Origin of the sequence: Burkholderia sp. L27(2015) (assembly GCF_009765705.1) — a bacterium.
Classification (GTDB): Bacteria; Pseudomonadota; Gammaproteobacteria; order Burkholderiales; family Burkholderiaceae; genus LMUX01.
Map to the genome: position 1 here is coordinate 566,421 of NZ_LMUX01000016.1, position 20,122 is coordinate 586,542.

Here is a 20,122-nt window from a genome sequence, read left to right on the forward strand (position 1 = left end):
GTGGCCTCTGGCTCCGAAGTTGGAAGTCAAACCCGATGCGGGTTTCCGGGCGGCACCGAGCTCCCTCCGTCTCCGCCAGCGATGGCGGTAAGCCGTTGAATCTTAAAGGATTCAACGGCTTTTTCGTTTCTGGCCCCTCACTTAGCCCCACAGTTGGAGTAAGCCACTGTGTCGGGCGCCCCTGCGATGCATGGCATCTGAGATATGTGCAACTTTGCAAGGCGACATCAGTGGCTGGAGGGGCTCTCTGCATCGGCGTGAGTCAATTCCTTTTCGCGTGATTTTACGACGGTCCAAGCGTCAGCAATTGACTCAGACAACCCCGTCTCAGTGATCTGCGTTGCGCTGCTGCTTGATGGCAAGGCGCAGGGAAAATTTATTTGGCACCGGCCGGCTGTTGGATCAGATTTGCGGCGGCCTTTGCGGTCTACGCTTATCGATGGCTGAGTAACGAATTCGACGGGGGCCGTATCGTTGTGCCGTTCGAGCCAGCTAAGGTTCAGGCGGTTGCATAAGCGTCGCTCGGTTGGACTTTGCATCTGGACGTTCTGCACGATGTCGTACAGTTCAGGATCGGCACTATGATCGGGCCAACTATATTTGCAAAATTTGTCCCGTGTGTCTGGTTGGGAGGCGTGGATCAAGAAGATTAGCGAAAAAAAGAAATAGGCGACGTGCGTTGGCTCCTGGTCTGTCACGCCGTGGGGCGCTAGTGCGAGTCCATCCATTCCGCCGGTCAAATCAAAGGGTTGGCGCGGCGACGCGATCGAATGGATCCTTGAGTAAATGCCGCTCTTCGACAGAACATCGAAGACCTCGATCCATGCCGCGGACGTGGTCCTCGTAAGCGATCAGCTAGCTCGACGGAACATAACGAATTGAGTGCCGTTACTGCAAGTCAGCGCGAAGTTCGCGTAATCCTCGCCCTAACCGATCGCGCAAAAGAGTCCCTAGCGTTGCTCCGTCGACATAGCCGACCTCCGCCGCGATGGCGTCGAGATCGAGATCGCTGCCGTGGACAAGAGATCTTGCGCGTTCGACACGCAGATCCTGAAAGTAGGAAAGGGGGGATTTTCCGAGTATGGCTTGGCAACGCCGCTGCAATGTCCGTGGACTTGTAGCCAACGCGTCAGCTGCTTCTTGTAGCGAGAAGCCCTGCTTAAGATGGTCTCGCGCCCATCGTTCGAAGCGCTGCATGACGGGATCCGACTGTGCCAGATGGTTGGGGATAATGTAGGGCGCTTGCGATGAACGGAAGTCGGCCAGCAGGTAGCGCGACACCACGGCTGCTAACTCTGGGCTCGCTTTGCGCACTAACCAGAGAGCGAGATCGAGATGGCCCATAGCAGCTCCGGCTGTAACGATTCTGCCCGATGGCACAAGCATCCTTGTCTCGTCGAGCCGAACATTCGGGTACCGCTGCCGAAACAGCGGAGCGAGCCACCAAGTTGTCGTGGCTTCCCCGTGATTCAGAAGCCCCGCTTCCGCCAATAAAAATGTCCCTATACAGGAAGCGGCGATATGCGCCCCCCCTGCGTGCCACTTCTGTAGCTGCTCCATCGCCTGACTTACATCCCGTCGCGCAAGTGCTGGAATCAATGTCTCCGGAGTTCCGGTATTGAGTGCGGGGACAATCACCCAGTCCGGCTTCGAATCCGGCGCTATCGTCTGGATCGGTATAGCCAGCCCCTGGCCCGACTTGACCTTCTTCCTGACGCCGACGATAGATACCTCGAAAGAGAGCGCTCCTCCCGTCTGTACGGCCGCAAATTTGTTAGCGAGCCCCAGCGCGTCAAGCAGCACTGTTAACCCTGTATCAAACACGCCTTCCAAAACCAGAACAAAAATTCGCATGACGCAAACGACCTCAAAGTTGTCGCTTACGACTATACGATTTTGACGGAGCTGGCGCTACACTTTTCGTGCCTGCTTAGTGGCGCGAATGACTGTTAAGTTGTCGTTTACGACCGTTACATTTTTCGGGCGCTGATCCCATACTGCACATCTGCACCCTACAACGTTCATTGCACAGGAGTTCACTCATGAAAGTCTTAGCCGTCGCATCTTTTGTTAAGCCGGTCTCTGATGAAGATAAGAAGAAAATCATGCCGGGCGAGGTGCCCGCCACGCTGCAGCTTTATCTAGACGGCAAGATCGAGCAGTTCTGGTTTCGCCAAGACAAGCCCGGTGTGATTTTCCTCATGAACGTTGGATCGATGGAAGACGCCAAGGCAGCGGTAGAGGCTTTGCCGCTCACGTCTGGCGGCTGGGCACAATATGAGCTGATGCAAGTCGGTCCGCTCGCCCCGCTCGGCATGCTACTTCAGTCCAAGTAAGCGCGGGAGGCGTCGCTCATGAAAGCCCGTATCCTCATCGGCGGCGCTACCGGCGCTACCGGCGCTACCGGCGCTGGCCGCGCATTGCGGAGGCAACCGCGAACTATGCGCAAGCCGCTTCTGAGGCCGATGCGGAGTTCATCGTCAATATCTCTCAGCGCGCCCACATGCACGACGAAGGAAAGATGGCCGGAACGAATGAGGCGATTGAGCGGATTACCGGCCGCAAGCCGCAGTCCGTAGCCGAGTTCGTCCAGCAACACCGAGCAGCGTGGCAGTAAAACGCGCCATTTATCAAAACGACTGAGCGCCGACCAATCAAACTGTTCCAACCGGTAAGAGGCCGCTAACTATGAAGCTCACCCCCGAACTCTATTACCTGGTCCTCGTCGCTATCGTGACGATCCTGATGTGGATTCCCTACATGAGCGCGAGAATACTGACGCGGGGGGCCGGCCGCACGTTGGCCGATCCAAGCGCTCCGGTCGGCCTGGGCGCAGCGGGCGCGGCGCGCGCACGCTAACGCGGTTGCGAACCTCTCCGTGTTCGCGCCGCTCGTCGTCATTCTGGCGATGATCGGCGTGAGCAGTCCCATGACAATTCTTGCGGTTCAGATCTACCTGGGCGCGCGGATTGTTCACTATGTCGTCTACGCCGCTGGCATTCCGGTAGTTCGGACGCTTGCCTTCGTAGTTGGCGTTGGCGCGACCTTGGTGATCGCCAGCGTTGTGCTCAGCCACGCGCGACCGCGCACTTTATAGACTTTTCAAACATGCAAGACCACGCTCGTTAGGGCGAGTGTTTGATTAAACGTAAGTAAACCTAAGGAATGTTCATGAAACCTACCATTCTCGTCTCGGGAGCCACGGGATCCACCGGCAATGTCGCTGTACAACTTCTCTTGGAAGAGGGTTTTCCTGTGCGCGCCCTTGTGCATAAGCACGACGAGCGGTCGGAGAAGCTGAAGGCGCAGGGGGCGGAGATCGTCCTCGGCGACTTCCTCAACTTCCGTTCAATCCAGCCCGCCTTCGATGGCGTTCAGCGTGCCTATTTCTGCTACCCGGTCTTCCCCGGCGTCGTGCAGGCGACGGTCCATTTCGCTCAGGCTGCTTTGGATGCGAAGCTTGAACATGTCGTCAACATCTCGCAGCGCACATCGCGCGAGGACGCCATTAGCGAGTCGGCCATTGAGCATTGGCTGGCGGAACAAGTATTCGATCGAAGCGGGGTGCCTGTCACACACCTTCGGCCGACGGCATTTAACGAATGGCTGCTCTACACGCGGGGCAAGATCGGCGAAGGCGAATATGGCGTTCCGTTCGGTCCTAACGGCAAGTTCGCGCCGGTGTCAGCTCGTGACCAAGGCAGGGTCATCGCGACGATCCTGGCAGACCCGGCCAGCCATATCGGCAAGACGTATTCGCTCCACGGCCCTGTCGAGTTGACGCCCCCGCAGATTGCCGAAATCGTCTCGCAGACGCTCGGCAAGGAAGTCCGCTACAGACAGATTACGCCCGCGGAATGGATTCAGGTTGTTTTTGGCGGCGAGTTTCCGTTCGGCGTACAGCACCTCAACGGGATCATCCAGCAGCACGAGAGGGGTGATATGGCCGGAACCAACAACAACATCGAGAACATCACTGGTCATAAGCCAGAGTCAGTCGCGGAGTTTGTGGAGAGATACCGTCAGGCCTTCGCGTAATTTGAAAGTTAAAGACGAGACCTATGAAATCTCTTATCGATAAATCTATTGAGGCTCACGGCGGCCTTGAGCGCTGGAACGAAGTGCGTGAGATTTCCGTCCTTGCTGTCCCTGATGGTGCTGCTTTGCACCTGAGGGGGCAGGCAGCATTCGCGAAAAATTCCACGCGCGTAACCATTGAGACTCGAAACGAACGAACGACGCTCGATCCCTTCTTGGTGCCAGGACAGATCGGCATTTTCGAGCCCTTTCGCACGGCAGTCGAGAAGTCCGATGGCACCGTTCTTGAAGAGCTGAGGAACCCTCGCGACTCTTTCAAGCCGGATATGCCTTGGAGCGGGGCTCAACTCGCCTACTTCGCTGGGTATGCCCTGTGGACCTATCTCACCCTGCCGTTCTCCCTGTTGAGCGATGGCGTGCGGTGCGAAGAGATCGACTCGTGGAAGGAAAACGGGCAGATCTGGCGGGCGATGAAGGTTACCTTCCCCAAGTCCTACGTCACCCATTCAACGGAACAGGTCCTGTACTTTGACGACAGTGGATTGGTCCGTCGACAAGATTACTCGGTCGATATCGCGGCTGGGGGCACCGCTGCTCACTATCTCTACGATCACCAGGAGTTCGGCGGGATCATTTTCCCGACGCGCCGTCGCATCTACCCGCGCGGACCGGACCAGCAGCCAAACAAAGACGTGGTGATCATGGCGGTTGACCTTAGCGATTTCAAGCTGTCGGGCATCACTTCTTAACAGCTCGTCATTTAGTCGTTCACGCTAAATCGACAGCCCAACAAGGAAAAATTTGAATGGATCGGCGACTTTTTGTTCTCGCTCTTGGCATGTTCGCACTGGGGACCGACAGTTTCGTTGTCGCCGGCTTGTTGCCTGAAATCGCGGACGGCTTCCACGTTAGCATCGGAGCTGCCGGGCAAATGACGACGGTGTACGCGGTGACATATGCTCTGCTTGCGCCGGTTATTGCGGCCTTCGCGGCACACGTTCCACGGAAGCGCCTTTTGCTTGGGGGACTCTCGGTCTTTGTTGTTGCGAACTTGGGCACCGCAGTCGCCCCGACATTCGTGTTCGCGCTTGCGACGCGAGCGGTTGCCGGCCTTGGCGCTGCGATGTTCGGGCCAACGGCAACAGGCTCCGCGACCTTGATCGTCTCCCCCGAACGTCGGGGCTTCGCCATCTCCGTTGTGATCGCTGGCATGACGATCTCTACGGCCCTCGGTGCGCCCATCGGGGCATGGATCGGAAGTCTCGGCAATTGGCACTGGACAATGGTGTTCGTCGCAGCGCTTGCCGCCGCTTCCGGTCTCGGTGTCTCCGCGCTCCTGTCGCACATTCCCATGCCTGCGCCCGTGTCGTTGTCCAGACGGCTTGCCCCGCTGGCCGATGCGCGAATCGGACTCACATTGGCGACTACCTTTCTGTTCTTCGCCGCTGCATTTACGATTTACACCTACCTATCCGTAGTGTTCGATCGAGCGATTGGCGGGAATTCAGCAATGTTGGGCGGCTTTTTGGTGCTCTGGGGCGCAGCTGGGACAGTCTCGAATCTGATGGTGGGTCGCCTGGTTGATTCGATCGGCTCTCGCAAAGTGCTCATCACCATGCTCGTGATCATGATTGCTGACTTCGCCCTGCTGCCGTGGACGAGCGGCCAGCTTTGGTCTGCCATCCCGGCCATCTTGATTTGGGGCGCCTGCGGCTGGGGCATCCTTGTGCCCCAGCAACATCGTATCGTGACCATCGCCCCGAGCCTCGCTCCCATCGTGTTGGGCTTGAACAACTCAGCCACTTTTCTCGGAACCACAGTGGCTGGCCTTATTGGCGCGGCAGGATTACAGGTCATCGGTGGCCACGATCTAGGTTTCATCGCCGCTGTCCTTGCCACTGCAGCACTCGTTGCGAGCGAGTTCGCGTCCCGCAAGATCATCTTTGTCGATCATGCCAGCGTACGAACTAACATGATAGGACCATAATGAAAGTCGCTTTCGCATCTTGTGTTGCTACGTTGATCATCGGCCTTGTGAGTCCGGGCTTCGGATATGCGCAGCCGCCTTCGCCTACACCAACCACGAAGATTCTTGCCGTCGGAACATTGAACGCCGATGCCGATCCAGCAGCATTACGCGCAATCTTGCCGACTGAAGTCCGGGAGACGGTAAAGCTCTACCTGGATGGAAAAATCGACCAGTGGTTCTCGCTTCAAGGACGTGATGGCGTGGTTTTCTTATTGAACGTCACCGACGTGGCAACTGCACGCGAAATGCTGGAGAAACTGCCATTGGGTCAGGCCCATCTTATGACCTTCGACTTGACCCCTCTTGCGCCCTTGAATCCACTGCGGCAATTGCAGGGAATGGTATCGGGTTCGCCGTAATGGATGCGCTAGGATCACCAAACGGGAACGAGTGCGCATCTTCACACAGGTAGATGACATCGTCCGCGAGTCTGGTTCTATGCGCGAGGAAGTTAGCTACCTCGACGAAGGGACTGCGTCACGCGCGCTAAAAGCTTAGCGTCGGTAGAGGTACGTCATGTCCCCCCCGTCATCCAGGATCGGTTGACTAATCCGGCAGATGAAATGTCCTCTGAAATCCGAGAATATAAAATGCAACGAAGCTGAGAAAGTCATTGGTAGCCTTTAGCAAGAAAACCTATTGTAGTGGTGGGGTTCCCGATGGGTCATAGTGCAGAAAATTGTCGATCATGGTTTTTGGGCAGGCGGCCGTTGGGGCGATCATGATGCGTGGCGTGCCGCACTGTCCGGAACTGGACTAGGCGTGCCAGACAAGCTGGCGGAATGGATAAAAAAGCGGATCGGCACGGTCCACACTTTCCAGGGTAAGGAAAGCGAAGTGGTCTTCTTCGTTCTGGGTTGTGACGCGGAGCAGACCGGAGCGATAGATTGGGCTGCTGCAGCCCCGAACCTGCTCAACGTTGCGGTCACACGCGCGAAAAGCTACCTATACGTCATTGGCGATCGCGATCTGTGGGGGTCCCGCCAATATTTTGATATCGCACTCGCGATGCTCGATGCGCATGGGCACCCCACTCAATTCCCGGGGTAGTGTCCGGCCGCAATGTCTTCCAACAGCGTCCCGTGCGTCGGCTCCCAGCCAAGCTGTGAACGCGTGCGTGCGCTGGAGGCAGGGGCGTCGGCGCCGAAGAACATGCCCAGCCAGTCAAAGTGAGCCTGTGCGCGGTCGACGGGTATCGATTCCACCGGCACATCCAGGAACTGTCCCAGCGCCGTCGCGATGTCGCGCGTAGCGACGCCCTCTTCGGCGACGGCGTGCAGCACGCTGCCCGGCGTCGCCTTCTCGATCGCGAGTTGCACGAGCGTGCCGGCATCGAGCCGGTTCACTGCCGGCCAGCGGTTCAGGCCCTCGCCGATGTAGCCCGAAATGCGCTTTTCGCGTGCGATGCGCGCCAGTACCGCGACGAATCCATGGTCACCGCCCGCGCCATGCACCGTCGGAGCGAAGCGTACGACCATCGACCGGATACCGCGATCGGCCAAGCCCAACGTGTAGGCCGCGTTGGCGATGCGCGGGTGGACCCCTGCGCTCGGCATGTCTGCTTCGGTGCCCACGCGGCCCGGGGCCAGCCCCAGTGTGCCCGACGCGATTAGCAGCGGGCCGCCAGTGCCTTGCAACACGTCGGCGAACGCGTCGATGGCAGCACGATCGGTCTGCGCCGCGACCGCCATCTGCGAGAAATCGTGGTTGTAGCCGAGGTGCACGACGCCCTCGGCTAGTGTCGCTGCGTCGCGGAGGCTGCCCAGGTCGTCCAGGCTGCCGCGCACCACTTCGGCACCAAGCTTGGCGATCTTGGCCGCGGACTCGTCGTTGCGGGCGAGGCCGAGGACGTGGTGTCCTGCAGAGATGAGTTCCTTGACGCTGGCCGAGCCGATCCAGCCCGAGGCGCCGGTGACGAGAATTCGCATGAGATGCTCCATCGATGTCATTGAGTGACATCAGTATAGGCCTATGATGTCACTCTGTGTCAACACAAGAGAGAAAATATGGGTCGCTGGGAGCCCGATGCTGAGAGCCGTTTCCGTGCGGCGGCCATCGAACTGTTCGGAGAGATCGGCTACGAGCACACGACCGTGGCCGCCATCGCGGAACGCGCGGGGCTGACTGCGCGCACATTCTTTCGCTACTTCGCCGACAAGCGCGAAGTGCTCTTCAATGGCTCCGAACGTCTTCAGCAGACGATGGTCGATGCGCTGGCCCAGGCGCCCGCCGAGGCTTCAGCGGTAGATGCGATCGCCGCCGCCTTGACGAGTGTCGGTGATTTCTTCGATGACGACCGCCGCCCGTTCGCGCGCGTGCGCAGCACGGTGATCGCGGCCAACACGGACCTGCGCGAGCGTGAACTGATCAAGCTGGCGACGCTGTCCGCGGCGCTCGCACAGGCGCTGCGAGAGCGCGGTGTCGGCGAGCCGGACGCGAGCCTCGCGGCCGAGGCGGGCATCGCCGTCTTTCGGGTTGCGTTCATGCAGTGGGTCAGCGAGTCCGAGCGACGCGACTACGTCGGGATCGTGAAGGAATCGCTTGCGCGACTCAGAGCGCTCACGGCCAACTGACCAGCTCGCTTATGAGACAGTGAGCATGACCGTATCGTCCACTCCTTCATATGCAGAGCGGGAAGGGGAGAGACTTCATTAGCAGGCAAGCTTTGGGGAAATCATGCAAGAAATTTACGAGCGTGTTTGGGTCGCAAATGATCGGGCTTGTCGCACGGGCGGGAACGAGTGGGCCGTGGTCCACGCTTGCAAAAGCCCATGTCGCCAACGTGCTGTCGGCTAACGTCGCGCGATGCGAGCAGTCCTGCCCCGGCAACTAAGGACCTGTTAGCCAGCGATGCTTTGTTTAACGGGGCGGCCGCCCTTTAACCCGTTGCGCCGCGCAGCCTCCACCTTCGCAGGGGAAGTTACGCGACCTCGAGCCGACGCTACGGTTATCCTGGCAGCATCAAGAGGTATAAGTCGCGACACGAGACCCGGAATGCTTACTGCCACACCGGCATCATCGAAAAGCAGTCCATCGCCCCTGGCGTCACATAGGCGTGTGCTATGTCGATCGACAGTGTCTAATGGGGGGCGGTTGCGGGCCGGTGCCGGTCGTCATCGCGTGACCAGGTCCGTGATGATTGCCGCCGATTTGTCGTAGTGACGTGATGCGGGTTTTAAGTCCGCGAAAGGACCGATGCTTCCGCGGATTCTGGCCCTCGAGGAGAGCCGGTCTGTTGCCAAGCTCCGACAGACTTAGCCGCCCGTCAACTCGCGACGCACGATGGCAGCACCATCCACCATCGCCTTCATCTTGCCGAACGCCACATCTCGCGGCAAATACTTCAACCCGCAGTCCGGCGCCACGATCACATTCGCGGGATCGACGTGCGGAAGAGCGCGCCGAATTCGCGCGGCGACGATCTCCGGCGTTTCAACAGTCAAATCGGATAGATCAAGCACACCCAGAATGATGGTCTTGCCGCGCAACTTCTCCAGCACCGCAGTATCCAGCGAAGATTGTGCCGTCTCGATGGAGATCTCCTTCACGCAGCACTCCGACAATTCCGGCAAGAACGAATAGCCTGACGGGCGCTCGTGAATCACGGCTGCGTAGCCGAAGCAAATATGCAACGCAGTGCGTCCCGTGATGCCTTCGAGCGCACGATTGACCGCCGCGAGTCCAAACTCCCGCGCCTTTTCCGGCCGAGCCTGCATATAAGGCTCGTCGATCTGCACGATGTCCGCGCCAGCGGCAAACAGATCACGAATTTCAGCATTCACAGCCTCGGCGTAGTCGAGCGCCATCTCAGCTTCACTCGCGTAGAAATCGTTCTGCGCCTGCTGAGACATCGTGAACGGCCCCGGCACCGTGATCTTGATCATTCGATCCGTGTTGGCACGCAAGAACGCCACGTCACGGGCTTCCACAGCATGCCGGCGACGGATGCGTCCAACCACGCGCGGGACCGGATTCGGATGGCCGCTGCGGTCCAAGGCAACCCCATGGTTGTCCATATCCACGCCTTCCAGCGCTGTCGCAAACCGATTGGAGTAGCTCTCGCGACGCATCTCTCCATCGGTGATGATGTCCAGGCCCGCGCGCTCTTGGTCTCGGATCGCCAACAGCGTTGCATCGTCTTGCGCCTGATCCAACAAATCAGGCTGAACGCGCCACAACTCGGTGGCACGTACGCGCGGCGGGAATCGCCCGGCCAGTTTCTCGCGATCGATCAGCCAGTCCGGTTGCGGATAAGAGCCGACCAGCGAGGTTGGCAGTAGCGTGTTCTTCATGTGGTTTTCCTTATGCTTGAGAAGCAGATCAAGCGGTATGTCGTTGGATTCGAGCCGAGCACGCCTGCAGTTGAGCGTTGTTAAAAAACTTGCAGACGGACTTCTTCGAACCAGAACTGTGATCAGTAGACTGGCATTGTCCGTACGGTCGCCCGCACGGACAATTGAAACGATTTCATCGGTGTATGAACCGGACTAATAATCGGACTAACAATGGGGCGCACAAACGTCAGCAGTGTTCCAGCGCGTACGACAGGTCCGAGATCAGGTCGTCCGGATGCTCCAGTCCAACCGACACACGAATCAAACCCTCAGACACACCCGCTGCTGCACGCACATCGGCGGGGACGCCCGAATGCGTCGTCGAGGCGGGATGGCAGATCAGCGACTCCGTGCCGCCAAGGCTCACAGCCGACTTGAACAGCGTCAGGTTATTAATGAATCTGAACGCTTGCGCGCGACCGCCGTCGAGCACGAACGCAAACGTCGATCCGGGCCCGGTGCATTGACGCCGATAGACCGCCTGGTACACTGGATCATCGATCAGTTCCGGATGAAGGACCTTCACGGGATGATGCGGGTTACTCGCGAGCCACCGCGCGACGGCGCTGCCGCTGCGCGCGGCCTGCTCCATACGTAGCACCAGGGTCTCCATGGAGCGCGTAATCATCCACGACGAATGCGGATCGAGTTGCGAGCCAAGCGCGCTGCGGATCGCGCGCACTTTCGTGACCAGGCTACGACTGCCGGTGACGCCGCCTGCGACCAGATCGCTATGCCCACCGATGTACTTCGTCAGCGAATACACGCTCAGATCGATGCCTTGCTTCACCGGCTTCTGATACAGCGGACCCAGCAGCGTGTTGTCGCATACCGAAAGGGGGCGATAGCCGTGGCGCGTTTCGAACGCATCGATCTCGCGGCGCAGCCCTTCCATATCGAACAACGCATCCGTCGGATTGGCCGGCGTCTCGATGTAGCACATTGACACCCGGCCCTTCTGCGCCGCCGTTTCGAGGGCGTCGCGCATCTTTTCCACCGAAAGACCATCATCGATCACCTGGGACTTGATACCCCATTCCGGCAGAATCTTTGAGATCAGCGTTTCAGTGCCGCCATAAAGCGGGGCGGACTGAACCACACAATCGCCTGGCCGCAGGAACGCCAGCAGGATCGCCGCGATGGCCGACATGCCGCTTGACGTCACGACAGCGGATTCAGAGCCGTCGAGCAAGGCAAGACGATCCTCGACGATCTCAAGGTTAGGGTGATTGAAGCGGCTATACACCAGGCCCGCGCTTTCCCCTTCCGGCGAAGGCTTGCGACCCGAAACCCGATCGAAGAACTCGGCGCCGTCCTCGGCGGTGCGAAACGCAAACGTCGACGTCAGGAAAACGGGCGGCTTTACCGACCCTTCCGACAGGAAGGGATCGTAGCCATACGACATCATCAGGGTTTCGGGGTGCAGATCGCGACCGGCAATCTGGCGCTTATGATAGTTGCGATGGGCCATGCTTTGCTCCTTGCCAGGTCGTGGGGAACATCGGGCGGTGGTTGCAGTGACAGCGCGCATTGCACACAGAGACGACCGCTCTGTGCGTGCTTGTGCTTGACCATGCTACTCCACGTCGACGATGCAGCGCGATCGGAAACGACAGGTGGCTAGCGGAAGGTGCCGGTGAGCGCTACCGCTGCGCAACACAACTTTGAAGGATTGGCTTAATTCGACGCAAAGCAAAGATAACAATTGCCCGCGACACTTTTTAAAAGTTTGTGTCACAATCGCAAAGATTATTTTAATAAAAATACTAGGCAAACCCGTTGTAAGACGGGGACGCAAAGCCACCGAGCCCACGGTTCCTCAGGAATCAGGTCAGCGGGGTTGCCGGTTATAAACCGCTCAAGTATCCGGTCCAGGATTTAAATGGCCCCGGTCGGTGGCGCTTGGAACCGTACAACTTCGGGTTTGCGTCTGGTCTAGCCTCTACAGTGAAGGCAATGATGCGCCCGATGTCAGTACGCAATGAAGCTCCCCGCCAAGCCCCATGCGCTGGTCCCTGCAGCTTAGAGCCTCGTCGGCAAATTGAATCGTCAATTTGCGCGGGGCTTTGCGCCAGCATTTCAGACCTTCACTGAGGGGGCTGTCATGCATTTGGTACCCATTGCACCTTTCCTTCACGAAATCCAAATTGGGGCGAGACTACGGTTTGGCGTGCGAGGCCAAGATGGCAGCTTGCTGTTGGCCAAAGGTTTCATCGTGGAAAGCCAGAGGATTCAGGACAGCCTGGTGAACCGAGGTGTTTTCGTCGACATGGACGAATTCGCGGAAGAGGCAAGCGCGGTCGAAGTCATTCCCCCAACTCCGCTAGAAACATTCATCAGCACGTGGGGCAGATTGCACGACCATATGGACGGGTTCTTGCGAGCCGCCCCATCCACGCAAGTCGATCCCTTGCGCATCATGGAGTGCGTTAGCCACGTCATCAGCCTGTGCGATAGCAGCCGCGACTTGCTCCTTTTCCTGATCTTGCGTCATGACCAAACACGCTACAAGGATTACGGCGTGTTTCATTCCCTGCACGTCGCAGCAACCTGCGGGTTGATTGCGCGTCGGCTGAAGTGGAGTGAGGACGATCGCCATTCTTTGGTTGGCGCAGCGTTGACCATGAACATGGCGATGACCGAGTTGCAAGGGCAACTGGCAATGGAAGGTCAAGCGCCCACGGACGAGCAAAGGGCACACATTCATCGGCACCCGCGTGAGAGTGCGGTGCGGTTACGGCAGATTGGCATTACCGACGGGAAATGGCTGGCCGCGGTCGAGCAGCATCATGAAACATCGACCGGCAGTGGTTATCCGCTCCAAATGAAGACGCCGACCGAGATGTCGCAAGTGCTGCGGTATATCGACATGTTTATCGCGAAACTGAGCGCGCGTGCAACGCGGCTTGCCGAGTTGCCCAATGTGGCTGCGCGTCAATTATTCACGCAGAACCACGGGGACCCACTGGCAGCAGTCGTCATCAAGGAGTTCGGCATTTACCCGCCAGGCTGCTATGTCAAGCTGGCCTCCGGTGAACTGGCGATTGTGACGCGCGGCGGCGCCCACGCTCATACGCCGGTTGTCGCGGCGCTGACCAATGCAGACGGGCACACGCTAGAGGAACCTTCCCGGCGCGACACATCCGAACCCCAGCACGCGATCGAGGAAATCATCGGTGAAAACCTGGTATTTATTCGTCCCGCCTGGAGCCGGCTGCATGCCTTGAGCTTTGGGCATTCCGACTGCCCGGTCGCGGATATGTCGCGTGTTGCTATTTGAATCGAAATTGAGCCGCCGTGTGACTGGCCGGTAAAAGCGCGTGACCGAACAGCTTCTCGCGCAAGCTGCCACTGCGATACGCGTGCTTGTAGGCACCCCGCTCTTGAAGGATAGGCACCACGAGAGCGATGAAGTCCTCGAAGCACTCAGGCGCCACGGTGCGCGATAGATTGAACCCGTCGACCCCGGCTTGCTGCGTCCATGCGATCAACTCGTCGGCCACGCGCTCGGCCGATCCCACCAAAGGCGCCTGACGGCTGCCCAGAACCATCTGTTCCAACAGCGTGCGCTTGGTCCATTGCGGACCGGCTGCACGCGTCATCGCTTCGACGTTGGATACGATGGCCTGACTTTTTCCAGCGGCTATCGGTTCATCCAAATCGTACTTGGCGAAATCGATGCCCAGCGATGCCGCCGCGTGCGCGAGTGCCGCCTCGGAACTGACATAACGTTGGTACTCCATATATTTGTCCTGAGCTTGAGCATCCGTGCGGGCGGTGATGATCGTCGCACCGAGCAACACCTTGATATCGTCAGCTTGCCGGCCACGCGCGGCGGCGAGGCCGCGGATGTCGTCGACGATGGCTTTGACGGCGGATTTCGCCTGCCCGTTGACGAACACACATTCGGCATGAGCCGCAGCAAATTGCTTGCCGCGCGCGGACGATCCGGCTTGATAAAGCACGGGCGTGCGCTGTGGCGACGGTTCGCACAGATGCATCGCGTCGACGCGATACTGCTTGCCGTGGTGATGAATCACATGCACCTTGGACGCGTCCACATAGATGCCACGCTCGCGATCGCGCAGCACGGCACCTTGTTCCCAACTGCCTTCCCACAGCTTGTAGACGAGTTCCATGTACTCGTCGGCCAGATCGTAGCGATCGTCGTGAGCCATCTGGCCGCTCAGACCGATCGCGCGCGAGGCACTGTCCAGATAACCGGTGACGATATTCCAGCCGACGCGTCCGCGCGTCAGATGATCGAGCGTCGACATGCGCCGCGCGAACAGGAACGGTTGTTCGACGATCAGATTGCTGGTGACGCCAAATGCGAGGTGCTGCGTCACGGCGGCCATTGCGGGGATCAACAAGGTCGGATCGTTGACGGGAACCTGCACGGCACCGCGCAACGCGGCATCGGCATTGCCACCATAGACGTCGTACACGCCGACCACATCGGCGAAGAACACGCCGTCGAACAGGCCCGCTTCCAGCATGCGCGCGTAGTCGGTCCAGTACTGGAGATCGGTGTAACTGGACGAACGATCGCGCGGATGGGTCCAGAGGCCCTGTTGAATGTGACCGACACAGTTCATATCAAATGCGTTGAGGATGATTTCCTTCGGCATGCTGTCTCCTGTGAGTGGTACGTAATCGTTAAACGGCAGGCTCTTCACTTACGCTAACTGTGTCGGGATCATCGAGCGGTATTTTTGTCTCGAACTTCGAGCAGTTCATCGCGAAGTTGCTTTTGAAATTCCGAACATTGTTGTTCGATGAAAACAGACGCCGAGTGAACGCGTGATACCGCTCCATCGACGCCGAATTGACGATCAGCAGGAAATCGAATTCGCCCGAGACTTCGTAGCATGCCATGACGTCTCCTTCGGCCATCATGCGCCGTTCAAAGGTACGCAATAGCGCGTCGTTTTGCTTATCGAGTTCTACCGAGACGAAAACCGTCAGGGGTCGGCCAACGCGTATTCGATCGACGATGGCCACTTCCTTGAGCAATATCCCATTCGCGCGTAGCTGCGCAATGCGACGCTGGCACGTCGCCACAGACGCATTGGCTGCCTCGGCAAGCACACGTAGCGGCGTGGCGGCATTTTCCTGCAACAGGTTGAGAATTCGAACGTCCAATCGATCGAGTGCCATGGTCGTCCATCCGAGGAGGGTGTGAAAGTGATTCATCTTACCGAGGAAAATCGATAAAAAATATCATCGAGTGGGCTTTTCACGAGAATTTTTCTTGAGATTGCCCGCCTATACTGGATGTCAGCCAGTCACCCGTGCAAGGAACGCGTGCCCACCATGAATTACTCAAGCAAGGAGCATTTCGAGCATGAACTCACGCGATGGCGCCATGTCCTTCATCGCATTCCGGAAACGGGATTTGAGGAGTACGACACGTCGGCTTTTGCAGCGTCGGTGTTGGAGCGCCTCGGCCTGCCCGTGACGCGTGGAATTGGCGGGACCGGCTTTGTCGCCAGCCTCAGTTGCGGAAACGGTACCGGCATCGTGGCGATACGCGCGGAAATGGACGCATTGAACATTCACGAGCAAGCGCCCACGCGTGCGTACGTGTCGCTGCGCGAAGGAAAGTCACATGCGTGTGGCCACGATGGGCATATGAGCATGGCACTGGGTGCCGCAATGCTGTTGTGCGAACGCCGCAATTTCAATGGGACTGTGCGCTTTATCTTCCAGCCGGGTGAGGAACACGGCAGGGGTGCAAAAGCGATGATCGCGGATGGCTTGTTCGAACGTTTCCCCGTCGACGAAATATACGGATTGCACAACATCCCGGGCATGGCGGCTGGCACCATCGCAACCCGCGCGGGCGGCATCATGGCTAGCGAAGACAACTTCGTGATCCGCGTCACTGGACGCGGCGGACACGCGGCGCGACCGCATATGGCGGTCGATCCGATCGTGATCGCGGCCGAGATCGTGCTGGCATTGCAGACCGTCGTATCGCGCAGCGTTGATCCTGGCGTTCCCGCCGTGATCTCCTGTACCGAGATATTGACCGATGGGATCCGTAACGCGATCCCGGGCTATGTCGTGATCAAAGGCGACACGCGTAGTTATACGCCGGCAGTGCAGCAGTTGCTTGAGGCCCGAATGCGTGCGATTTGTGTGGGCATTTGTGCAGCCCATGGTGCCGAATGCACAGTCGAATATACGCATGAATTCGTGCCGACCGTTAATACACCGTCGTGTGTGTCGACCGCCGTTACCGCTGCAACGGCGGTGGCGGGTGCCGCGAATGTCGATGGAAACGTTGCCCCGATGATGATCTCCGAAGACTTCGGAGCGTTCTTGCAAGTGGTGCCGGGCAACTTCGCGTTTCTGGGTAATGGCATGGCGGGGGAGCAGGGCGGCACGCCCTTGCATAACTCGGCGTACGACTTCAACGACGCCGTGCTGCCTGTGGGTGCTCGATATCTAGCGGAGATCGTGCGTACCAAGCTCCCTGCCTGACGCTTATCTAGCCGTTACACCCAAGCAGTAGGTCAAAGTTTATTCAGAAGGAAGACAGTGATGTTGGTGCATAACGCGAGTGCGACTCGCAGAAAATATGATGATGCCCTACGCGAAGTGCTCAACCAGAAAGGCGCCGACGAAAGCCGACGCTGGCTGTCTACGTGGGACGGGTTGAATCAGGGCCCCACGCCGCTATGGCGATTGCCAGACGCGGCCGAGCGATTGCAACTGGGGAGCATCAGCGTAAAAGACGAAGGGCGGCGCTCGGACCTCGGCAGTTTCAAAGCCTTGGGTGCGCCGATCGCGCTGGTCCGCCTGATTCGCCGCGAGTGGCCGGCGCATGACTTCGCGCCGCAGGCGCTGTTTTCAGGAGCGCATGCGGCGCCGCTGCAGAAGTTTACGGTGATTAGCGCGACCGACGGCAATCATGGCCGTGCCTTGGCGGCCGCAGCACGCAGCATCGGTTGCCGATGTGTGATCGTGCTTCATCGGCATGTGAGCGAAGAGCGACGGCTAGCCATCGAGCAACTGGGTGCGCAAGTGCTGCGCATCGAAGGGAATTACGATGAGTCCGTACGCGAAGCCGCACGTCTTGCCGACGAGCACGGATGGTATGTCGTCTCCGACACGTCATATGACGGCTACGAAACGATTCCACGCGATGTCATGCAGGGCTATGGTGCGATCGCAGCCGAGGCCATCGAACAGGAAGGCGCCGGCCTCGGGAGCGCGTGCGCCTGGACGCATGTTTTTATTCAAGGCGGGGTGGGCGGACTCGCTGCTGGCGTGGTCAGCTACCTTGTCGAAACATACGGCGAGAATCGCCCGACATTTGTGGTCGTCGAGCCGCAGCAGGCAGACTGTCTTTACCAAAGCGCTCTGAGCGGACACGCGGCACACGCGTCGGGTTCAACCGAGTCGGTGATGGCAGGCCTCGCGTGCGGCGATACATCGCCGCTGGCATGGCGCTTTCTTCGTGAAGCGGTCGACTACTTCATGACCATTCCCGACGAAGCCGCAATCGTTGCCATGCGCTGTCTCGCCGATGGGGCAAGTCGCGATATTCCGATCATCGCCGGAGAATCCGGCGCAGCCGGGCTTGCGGGATTGATGCAGGTTGCGAAAAGCGCCGCGCATCGAGCCACGCTGGGATTAGGGCGGCAATCGCAAGTGCTGTTGCTGAACACCGAAGGTGCGACGGCACCGATTCTCTACGGCGAACTGGTAGGAAAACACGCAGACCACGTATTAGCCGCTCAAACGCAATGGGCTGCCTCGGTACCCGAGAAAATGACTCTCGGTCGTCAAGTTCGATGACCGTTTCACCGCAAAAATGGGTGTTCTTTGATTTTTGTGCAGCGTGCAAGCCCCCTACGATAGATGAAGGTGAGCGGCAGGCAACAAGGCGGCTCACACGGTCATACTTTCCTGAATTGGAAATCTTACTCATATCGAGGGCGACGAAAATGATGCGCAAACATATCTTCAGGAGTGCATTGCTTGCAATGACAGCCTTGCTCGCGGCTCAAACGGTGAGCGCGCAAACGATCGTGAAGATCGGACAGGTCTCGCCATTGACGGGTGAACTCGCAGGCATAGGCAAGGACGATGAAAACGGAGTGCGGCTCGCGATTGAAGACCTGAACGCCAAGCACGTGCAGATCGGCGCAAAGGCCATCACCTTTGTGCTTGATTCGCAAGACGATGCCGCGGATCCCAAAACCGCCGTCACCGTTGCACAAAAGCTGGTGGACGACGGGGTAGCGGGTGTCGTGGGCCATGCCAATTCGGGCACATCGATCCCGGCATCGAAGATCTATTCGGATGCGGGGATTCCGCAAATTACCGAATCGGCAACCAATCCCAGACTTACCGCGCAGGGCTACAAGACGACGTTTCGCTTGGTTGCGAACGATGTGCGCCAAGGTACGGTGATAGGTACTTACCTCGTCAAGAATTTGGCGGTGACGCGCGTGGCGATCGTCGACGATCGCACAGCGTATGGCGAGGGCCTCGCGGACGAAGTGGCGAAGGCCGTGACAGCGGCAGGCGGCACGGTGGTGGGGCGCGAATACGGCAACGACAAGACGACCAACTGGACGGCTGTGCTGACGGCTCTCAAGAGCAAAACGCCGACTGGGATCATGTTTGCGGGCGGCGATACGCAGGCAGCCGGTTTCGCCCAGCAAGCAAGAAGGTTGGGTCTGAAGGTCAAGTTGATCGCAGGCGACGAGGCGTGTACGCCCGACTACATCAAGCTGGCCGGCGAGGCGATGACGTCCGATGCGTTTTGTACGTTGGCCGGCGCGCCTCGTTCGCAGATGCCGGGAGCCGATGCATTTTACAAGCGCTTCCAGGCGCGGTTCGGTGCGCCCGTCATACTGTATTCGCCATATGCCTATGACGCGACGATGGCGCTCGTCCAAGCCATGCAGGATGCGGGATCGACCGATCCGAAGGTGTATCTGCCCAAGCTCGCGGCGTTGAAAATGGAGGGTGTGACCGGCGCGATTCAGTTCGATGGACACGGTGATCGGCAGAATGCCGCGATCAGCGTTTATCAATTCCGCGATGGCGGCTGGAGCAATGTTTCAGTGGTTCACTGATCGACGTCCAGCATCCCCAATGCCTGGGTTGGTGAAACGCCATATAGGTTTGAGTCTCTATTGTTGAAACGGGCAAAGTGTGGCCGGATCATTCAGTTTTTATGAGTGATTGGGCACACTGGTGGATAGCCTGCGTGTTGGCCGTCCTGGTAGGGTCCGTCATAAACGAAGGCCGGCACAGTTCGCGACCACGAGGGCCGCGTGTATGCCGCCGACCGCAGCAACCGGCGCATCCAGGTGTTCGACGGCGAGGGGAATTTCCAACGCCAATTCACCATCGACGTGCCCGTGCCACCCGGCGCAGGCGGCGATCGGCAATATACCGGACGAGGCGGCGATGGCCGCCGGCACTTTTGCGCCAGGCTCGCCTTGGGCGATCCGTATCTCGCCAGGGCCGAACCCGGTGCTCTACAGCGCAGATGCGTTCCCCGGGCGCATCTATAAGCTATCGCTCGAAGGCGAGGTGTTGGGCGTACTCGGCCAATCCGGCAAGCAGTTGAAGCAGTTCGGCTGGATTCATCAAATGGCCTGTCCGTCGGAGAATGTGCTCTTCGTTGCCGAACTGTTGAACTGGCGTGTGCAAAAACTCGTGCTGACCCGCGGTTGATCTGCGGTTGATCCGC

General features: G+C 58.8%; 20 protein-coding genes and 1 riboswitch. Of the genes, 14 read left to right on the forward strand and 6 right to left on the reverse strand.

Translation table 11 applies throughout. The annotated features are described in order from the left end of the window. Positions 1–888 precede the first annotated feature (888 nt). Complete coding sequence (locus GSQ77_RS10450) at positions 889–1,854, reverse strand: GlxA family transcriptional regulator (protein WP_158901740.1); 966 nt, start codon at positions 1,852–1,854, stop codon at positions 889–891. A gap of 188 nt (positions 1,855–2,042) precedes the next feature. Between GSQ77_RS10450 and GSQ77_RS10455 the strand changes: the two genes are divergently transcribed. From GSQ77_RS10455 to GSQ77_RS10485, 8 genes are all read left to right on the forward strand, one after another. Further along, positions 2,043–2,336, forward strand: coding sequence for a hypothetical protein (locus tag GSQ77_RS10455; protein WP_158901742.1), 294 nt, complete (start codon positions 2,043–2,045; stop codon positions 2,334–2,336). A gap of 352 nt (positions 2,337–2,688) precedes the next feature. Continuing rightward, positions 2,689–2,859: a hypothetical protein gene (locus GSQ77_RS29450; protein WP_254067543.1), complete on the forward strand. Its 171-nt coding sequence runs from the start codon at positions 2,689–2,691 to the stop codon at positions 2,857–2,859. A 19-nt stretch (positions 2,860–2,878) separates the two neighbouring features. Then, complete coding sequence (locus GSQ77_RS29455) at positions 2,879–3,097, forward strand: MAPEG family protein (RefSeq protein WP_254067544.1); 219 nt, start codon at positions 2,879–2,881, stop codon at positions 3,095–3,097. A 74-nt stretch (positions 3,098–3,171) separates the two neighbouring features. Beyond that, a complete protein-coding gene (locus GSQ77_RS10465) occupies positions 3,172–4,038 on the forward strand; it encodes an NmrA family NAD(P)-binding protein (protein WP_158901744.1) in 867 nt (288 codons plus the stop codon). A 23-nt stretch (positions 4,039–4,061) separates the two neighbouring features. Continuing rightward, a complete protein-coding gene (locus tag GSQ77_RS10470) occupies positions 4,062–4,787 on the forward strand; it encodes a hypothetical protein (protein WP_158901746.1) in 726 nt (241 codons plus the stop codon). 56 nt (positions 4,788–4,843) lie between these two features. Beyond that, positions 4,844–6,025, forward strand: a complete 1,182-nt coding sequence (locus GSQ77_RS10475; RefSeq protein ID WP_158901748.1) for an MFS transporter — start codon at positions 4,844–4,846, stop codon at positions 6,023–6,025. Next, positions 6,025–6,426, forward strand: a complete 402-nt coding sequence (locus GSQ77_RS10480; protein ID WP_158901750.1) for a hypothetical protein — start codon at positions 6,025–6,027, stop codon at positions 6,424–6,426. The genes GSQ77_RS10475 and GSQ77_RS10480 overlap by 1 nt, the downstream gene beginning before the upstream one ends. A gap of 310 nt (positions 6,427–6,736) precedes the next feature. Beyond that, positions 6,737–7,117, forward strand: a complete 381-nt coding sequence (locus GSQ77_RS10485) for an AAA domain-containing protein (RefSeq protein ID WP_367889657.1) — start codon at positions 6,737–6,739, stop codon at positions 7,115–7,117. On the opposite strand, the gene GSQ77_RS10490 is transcribed toward GSQ77_RS10485, so the two are convergent. After that, on the reverse strand, positions 7,102–7,995 hold the full coding sequence (locus GSQ77_RS10490) for an SDR family oxidoreductase (RefSeq protein WP_158901752.1): 894 nt from the start codon (positions 7,993–7,995) through the stop codon (positions 7,102–7,104). The two genes, GSQ77_RS10485 and GSQ77_RS10490, sit on opposite strands and share 16 nt — an antisense overlap. 78 nt (positions 7,996–8,073) lie before the next feature. On the opposite strand from GSQ77_RS10490, the gene GSQ77_RS10495 reads away from it, so the two are divergent. After that, on the forward strand, positions 8,074–8,640 hold the full coding sequence (locus GSQ77_RS10495) for a TetR family transcriptional regulator (RefSeq protein WP_158901754.1): 567 nt from the start codon (positions 8,074–8,076) through the stop codon (positions 8,638–8,640). A 681-nt stretch (positions 8,641–9,321) separates the two neighbouring features. On the opposite strand, the gene GSQ77_RS10500 is transcribed toward GSQ77_RS10495, so the two are convergent. Both GSQ77_RS10500 and GSQ77_RS10505 read right to left on the reverse strand, forming a co-directional pair. Beyond that, on the reverse strand, positions 9,322–10,359 hold the full coding sequence (locus tag GSQ77_RS10500) for a uroporphyrinogen decarboxylase family protein (protein WP_158901756.1): 1,038 nt from the start codon (positions 10,357–10,359) through the stop codon (positions 9,322–9,324). Between the two features lie 229 nt (positions 10,360–10,588). Continuing rightward, positions 10,589–11,872 carry a cystathionine gamma-synthase family protein gene (locus tag GSQ77_RS10505; protein ID WP_158901758.1) on the reverse strand — a complete coding sequence of 428 codons (1,284 nt, stop codon included), beginning with the start codon at positions 11,870–11,872 and terminating at the stop codon, positions 10,589–10,591. Positions 11,873–12,160: 288 nt separating this feature from the next. Beyond that, a riboswitch (cyclic di-GMP riboswitch) is annotated at positions 12,161–12,249 on the forward strand. A gap of 256 nt (positions 12,250–12,505) precedes the next feature. Between GSQ77_RS10505 and GSQ77_RS10510 the strand changes: the two genes are divergently transcribed. Next, entirely contained in the window at positions 12,506–13,681 is a 1,176-nt protein-coding gene (locus GSQ77_RS10510; protein ID WP_158901760.1) for an HD-GYP domain-containing protein, read from the forward strand. On the opposite strand, the gene GSQ77_RS10515 is transcribed toward GSQ77_RS10510, so the two are convergent. Together GSQ77_RS10515 and GSQ77_RS10520 are read right to left on the reverse strand one after the other, a co-directional pair. Next, the gene (locus tag GSQ77_RS10515) at positions 13,674–15,032 is read right to left on the reverse strand and encodes an LLM class flavin-dependent oxidoreductase (protein WP_158901762.1); all 1,359 of its coding nucleotides are present in this window, start codon (positions 15,030–15,032) and stop codon (positions 13,674–13,676) included. The genes GSQ77_RS10510 and GSQ77_RS10515 overlap by 8 nt on opposite strands. Before the next feature lie 28 nt (positions 15,033–15,060). Further along, positions 15,061–15,561, reverse strand: a complete 501-nt coding sequence (locus GSQ77_RS10520) for an Lrp/AsnC family transcriptional regulator (RefSeq protein WP_158901765.1) — start codon at positions 15,559–15,561, stop codon at positions 15,061–15,063. Positions 15,562–15,717: 156 nt separating this feature from the next. Here GSQ77_RS10520 and GSQ77_RS10525 point away from each other — a divergent pair, with 156 nt between their 5' ends. The 4 genes from GSQ77_RS10525 (at position 15,718) to GSQ77_RS10540 (ending at position 20,106) form a co-directional block, all read left to right on the forward strand. Next, complete coding sequence (locus GSQ77_RS10525; RefSeq protein WP_158901767.1) at positions 15,718–16,890, forward strand: M20 aminoacylase family protein; 1,173 nt, start codon at positions 15,718–15,720, stop codon at positions 16,888–16,890. A gap of 60 nt (positions 16,891–16,950) precedes the next feature. After that, the gene (locus GSQ77_RS10530) at positions 16,951–18,210 is read left to right on the forward strand and encodes a diaminopropionate ammonia-lyase (protein WP_158901769.1); all 1,260 of its coding nucleotides are present in this window, start codon (positions 16,951–16,953) and stop codon (positions 18,208–18,210) included. 188 nt (positions 18,211–18,398) lie between these two features. Then, positions 18,399–19,499, forward strand: a complete 1,101-nt coding sequence (locus tag GSQ77_RS10535; RefSeq protein ID WP_254067595.1) for a branched-chain amino acid ABC transporter substrate-binding protein — start codon at positions 18,399–18,401, stop codon at positions 19,497–19,499. A gap of 337 nt (positions 19,500–19,836) precedes the next feature. Next, a complete protein-coding gene (locus GSQ77_RS10540; protein ID WP_254067545.1) occupies positions 19,837–20,106 on the forward strand; it encodes a hypothetical protein in 270 nt (89 codons plus the stop codon). Positions 20,107–20,122 lie beyond the last annotated feature (16 nt).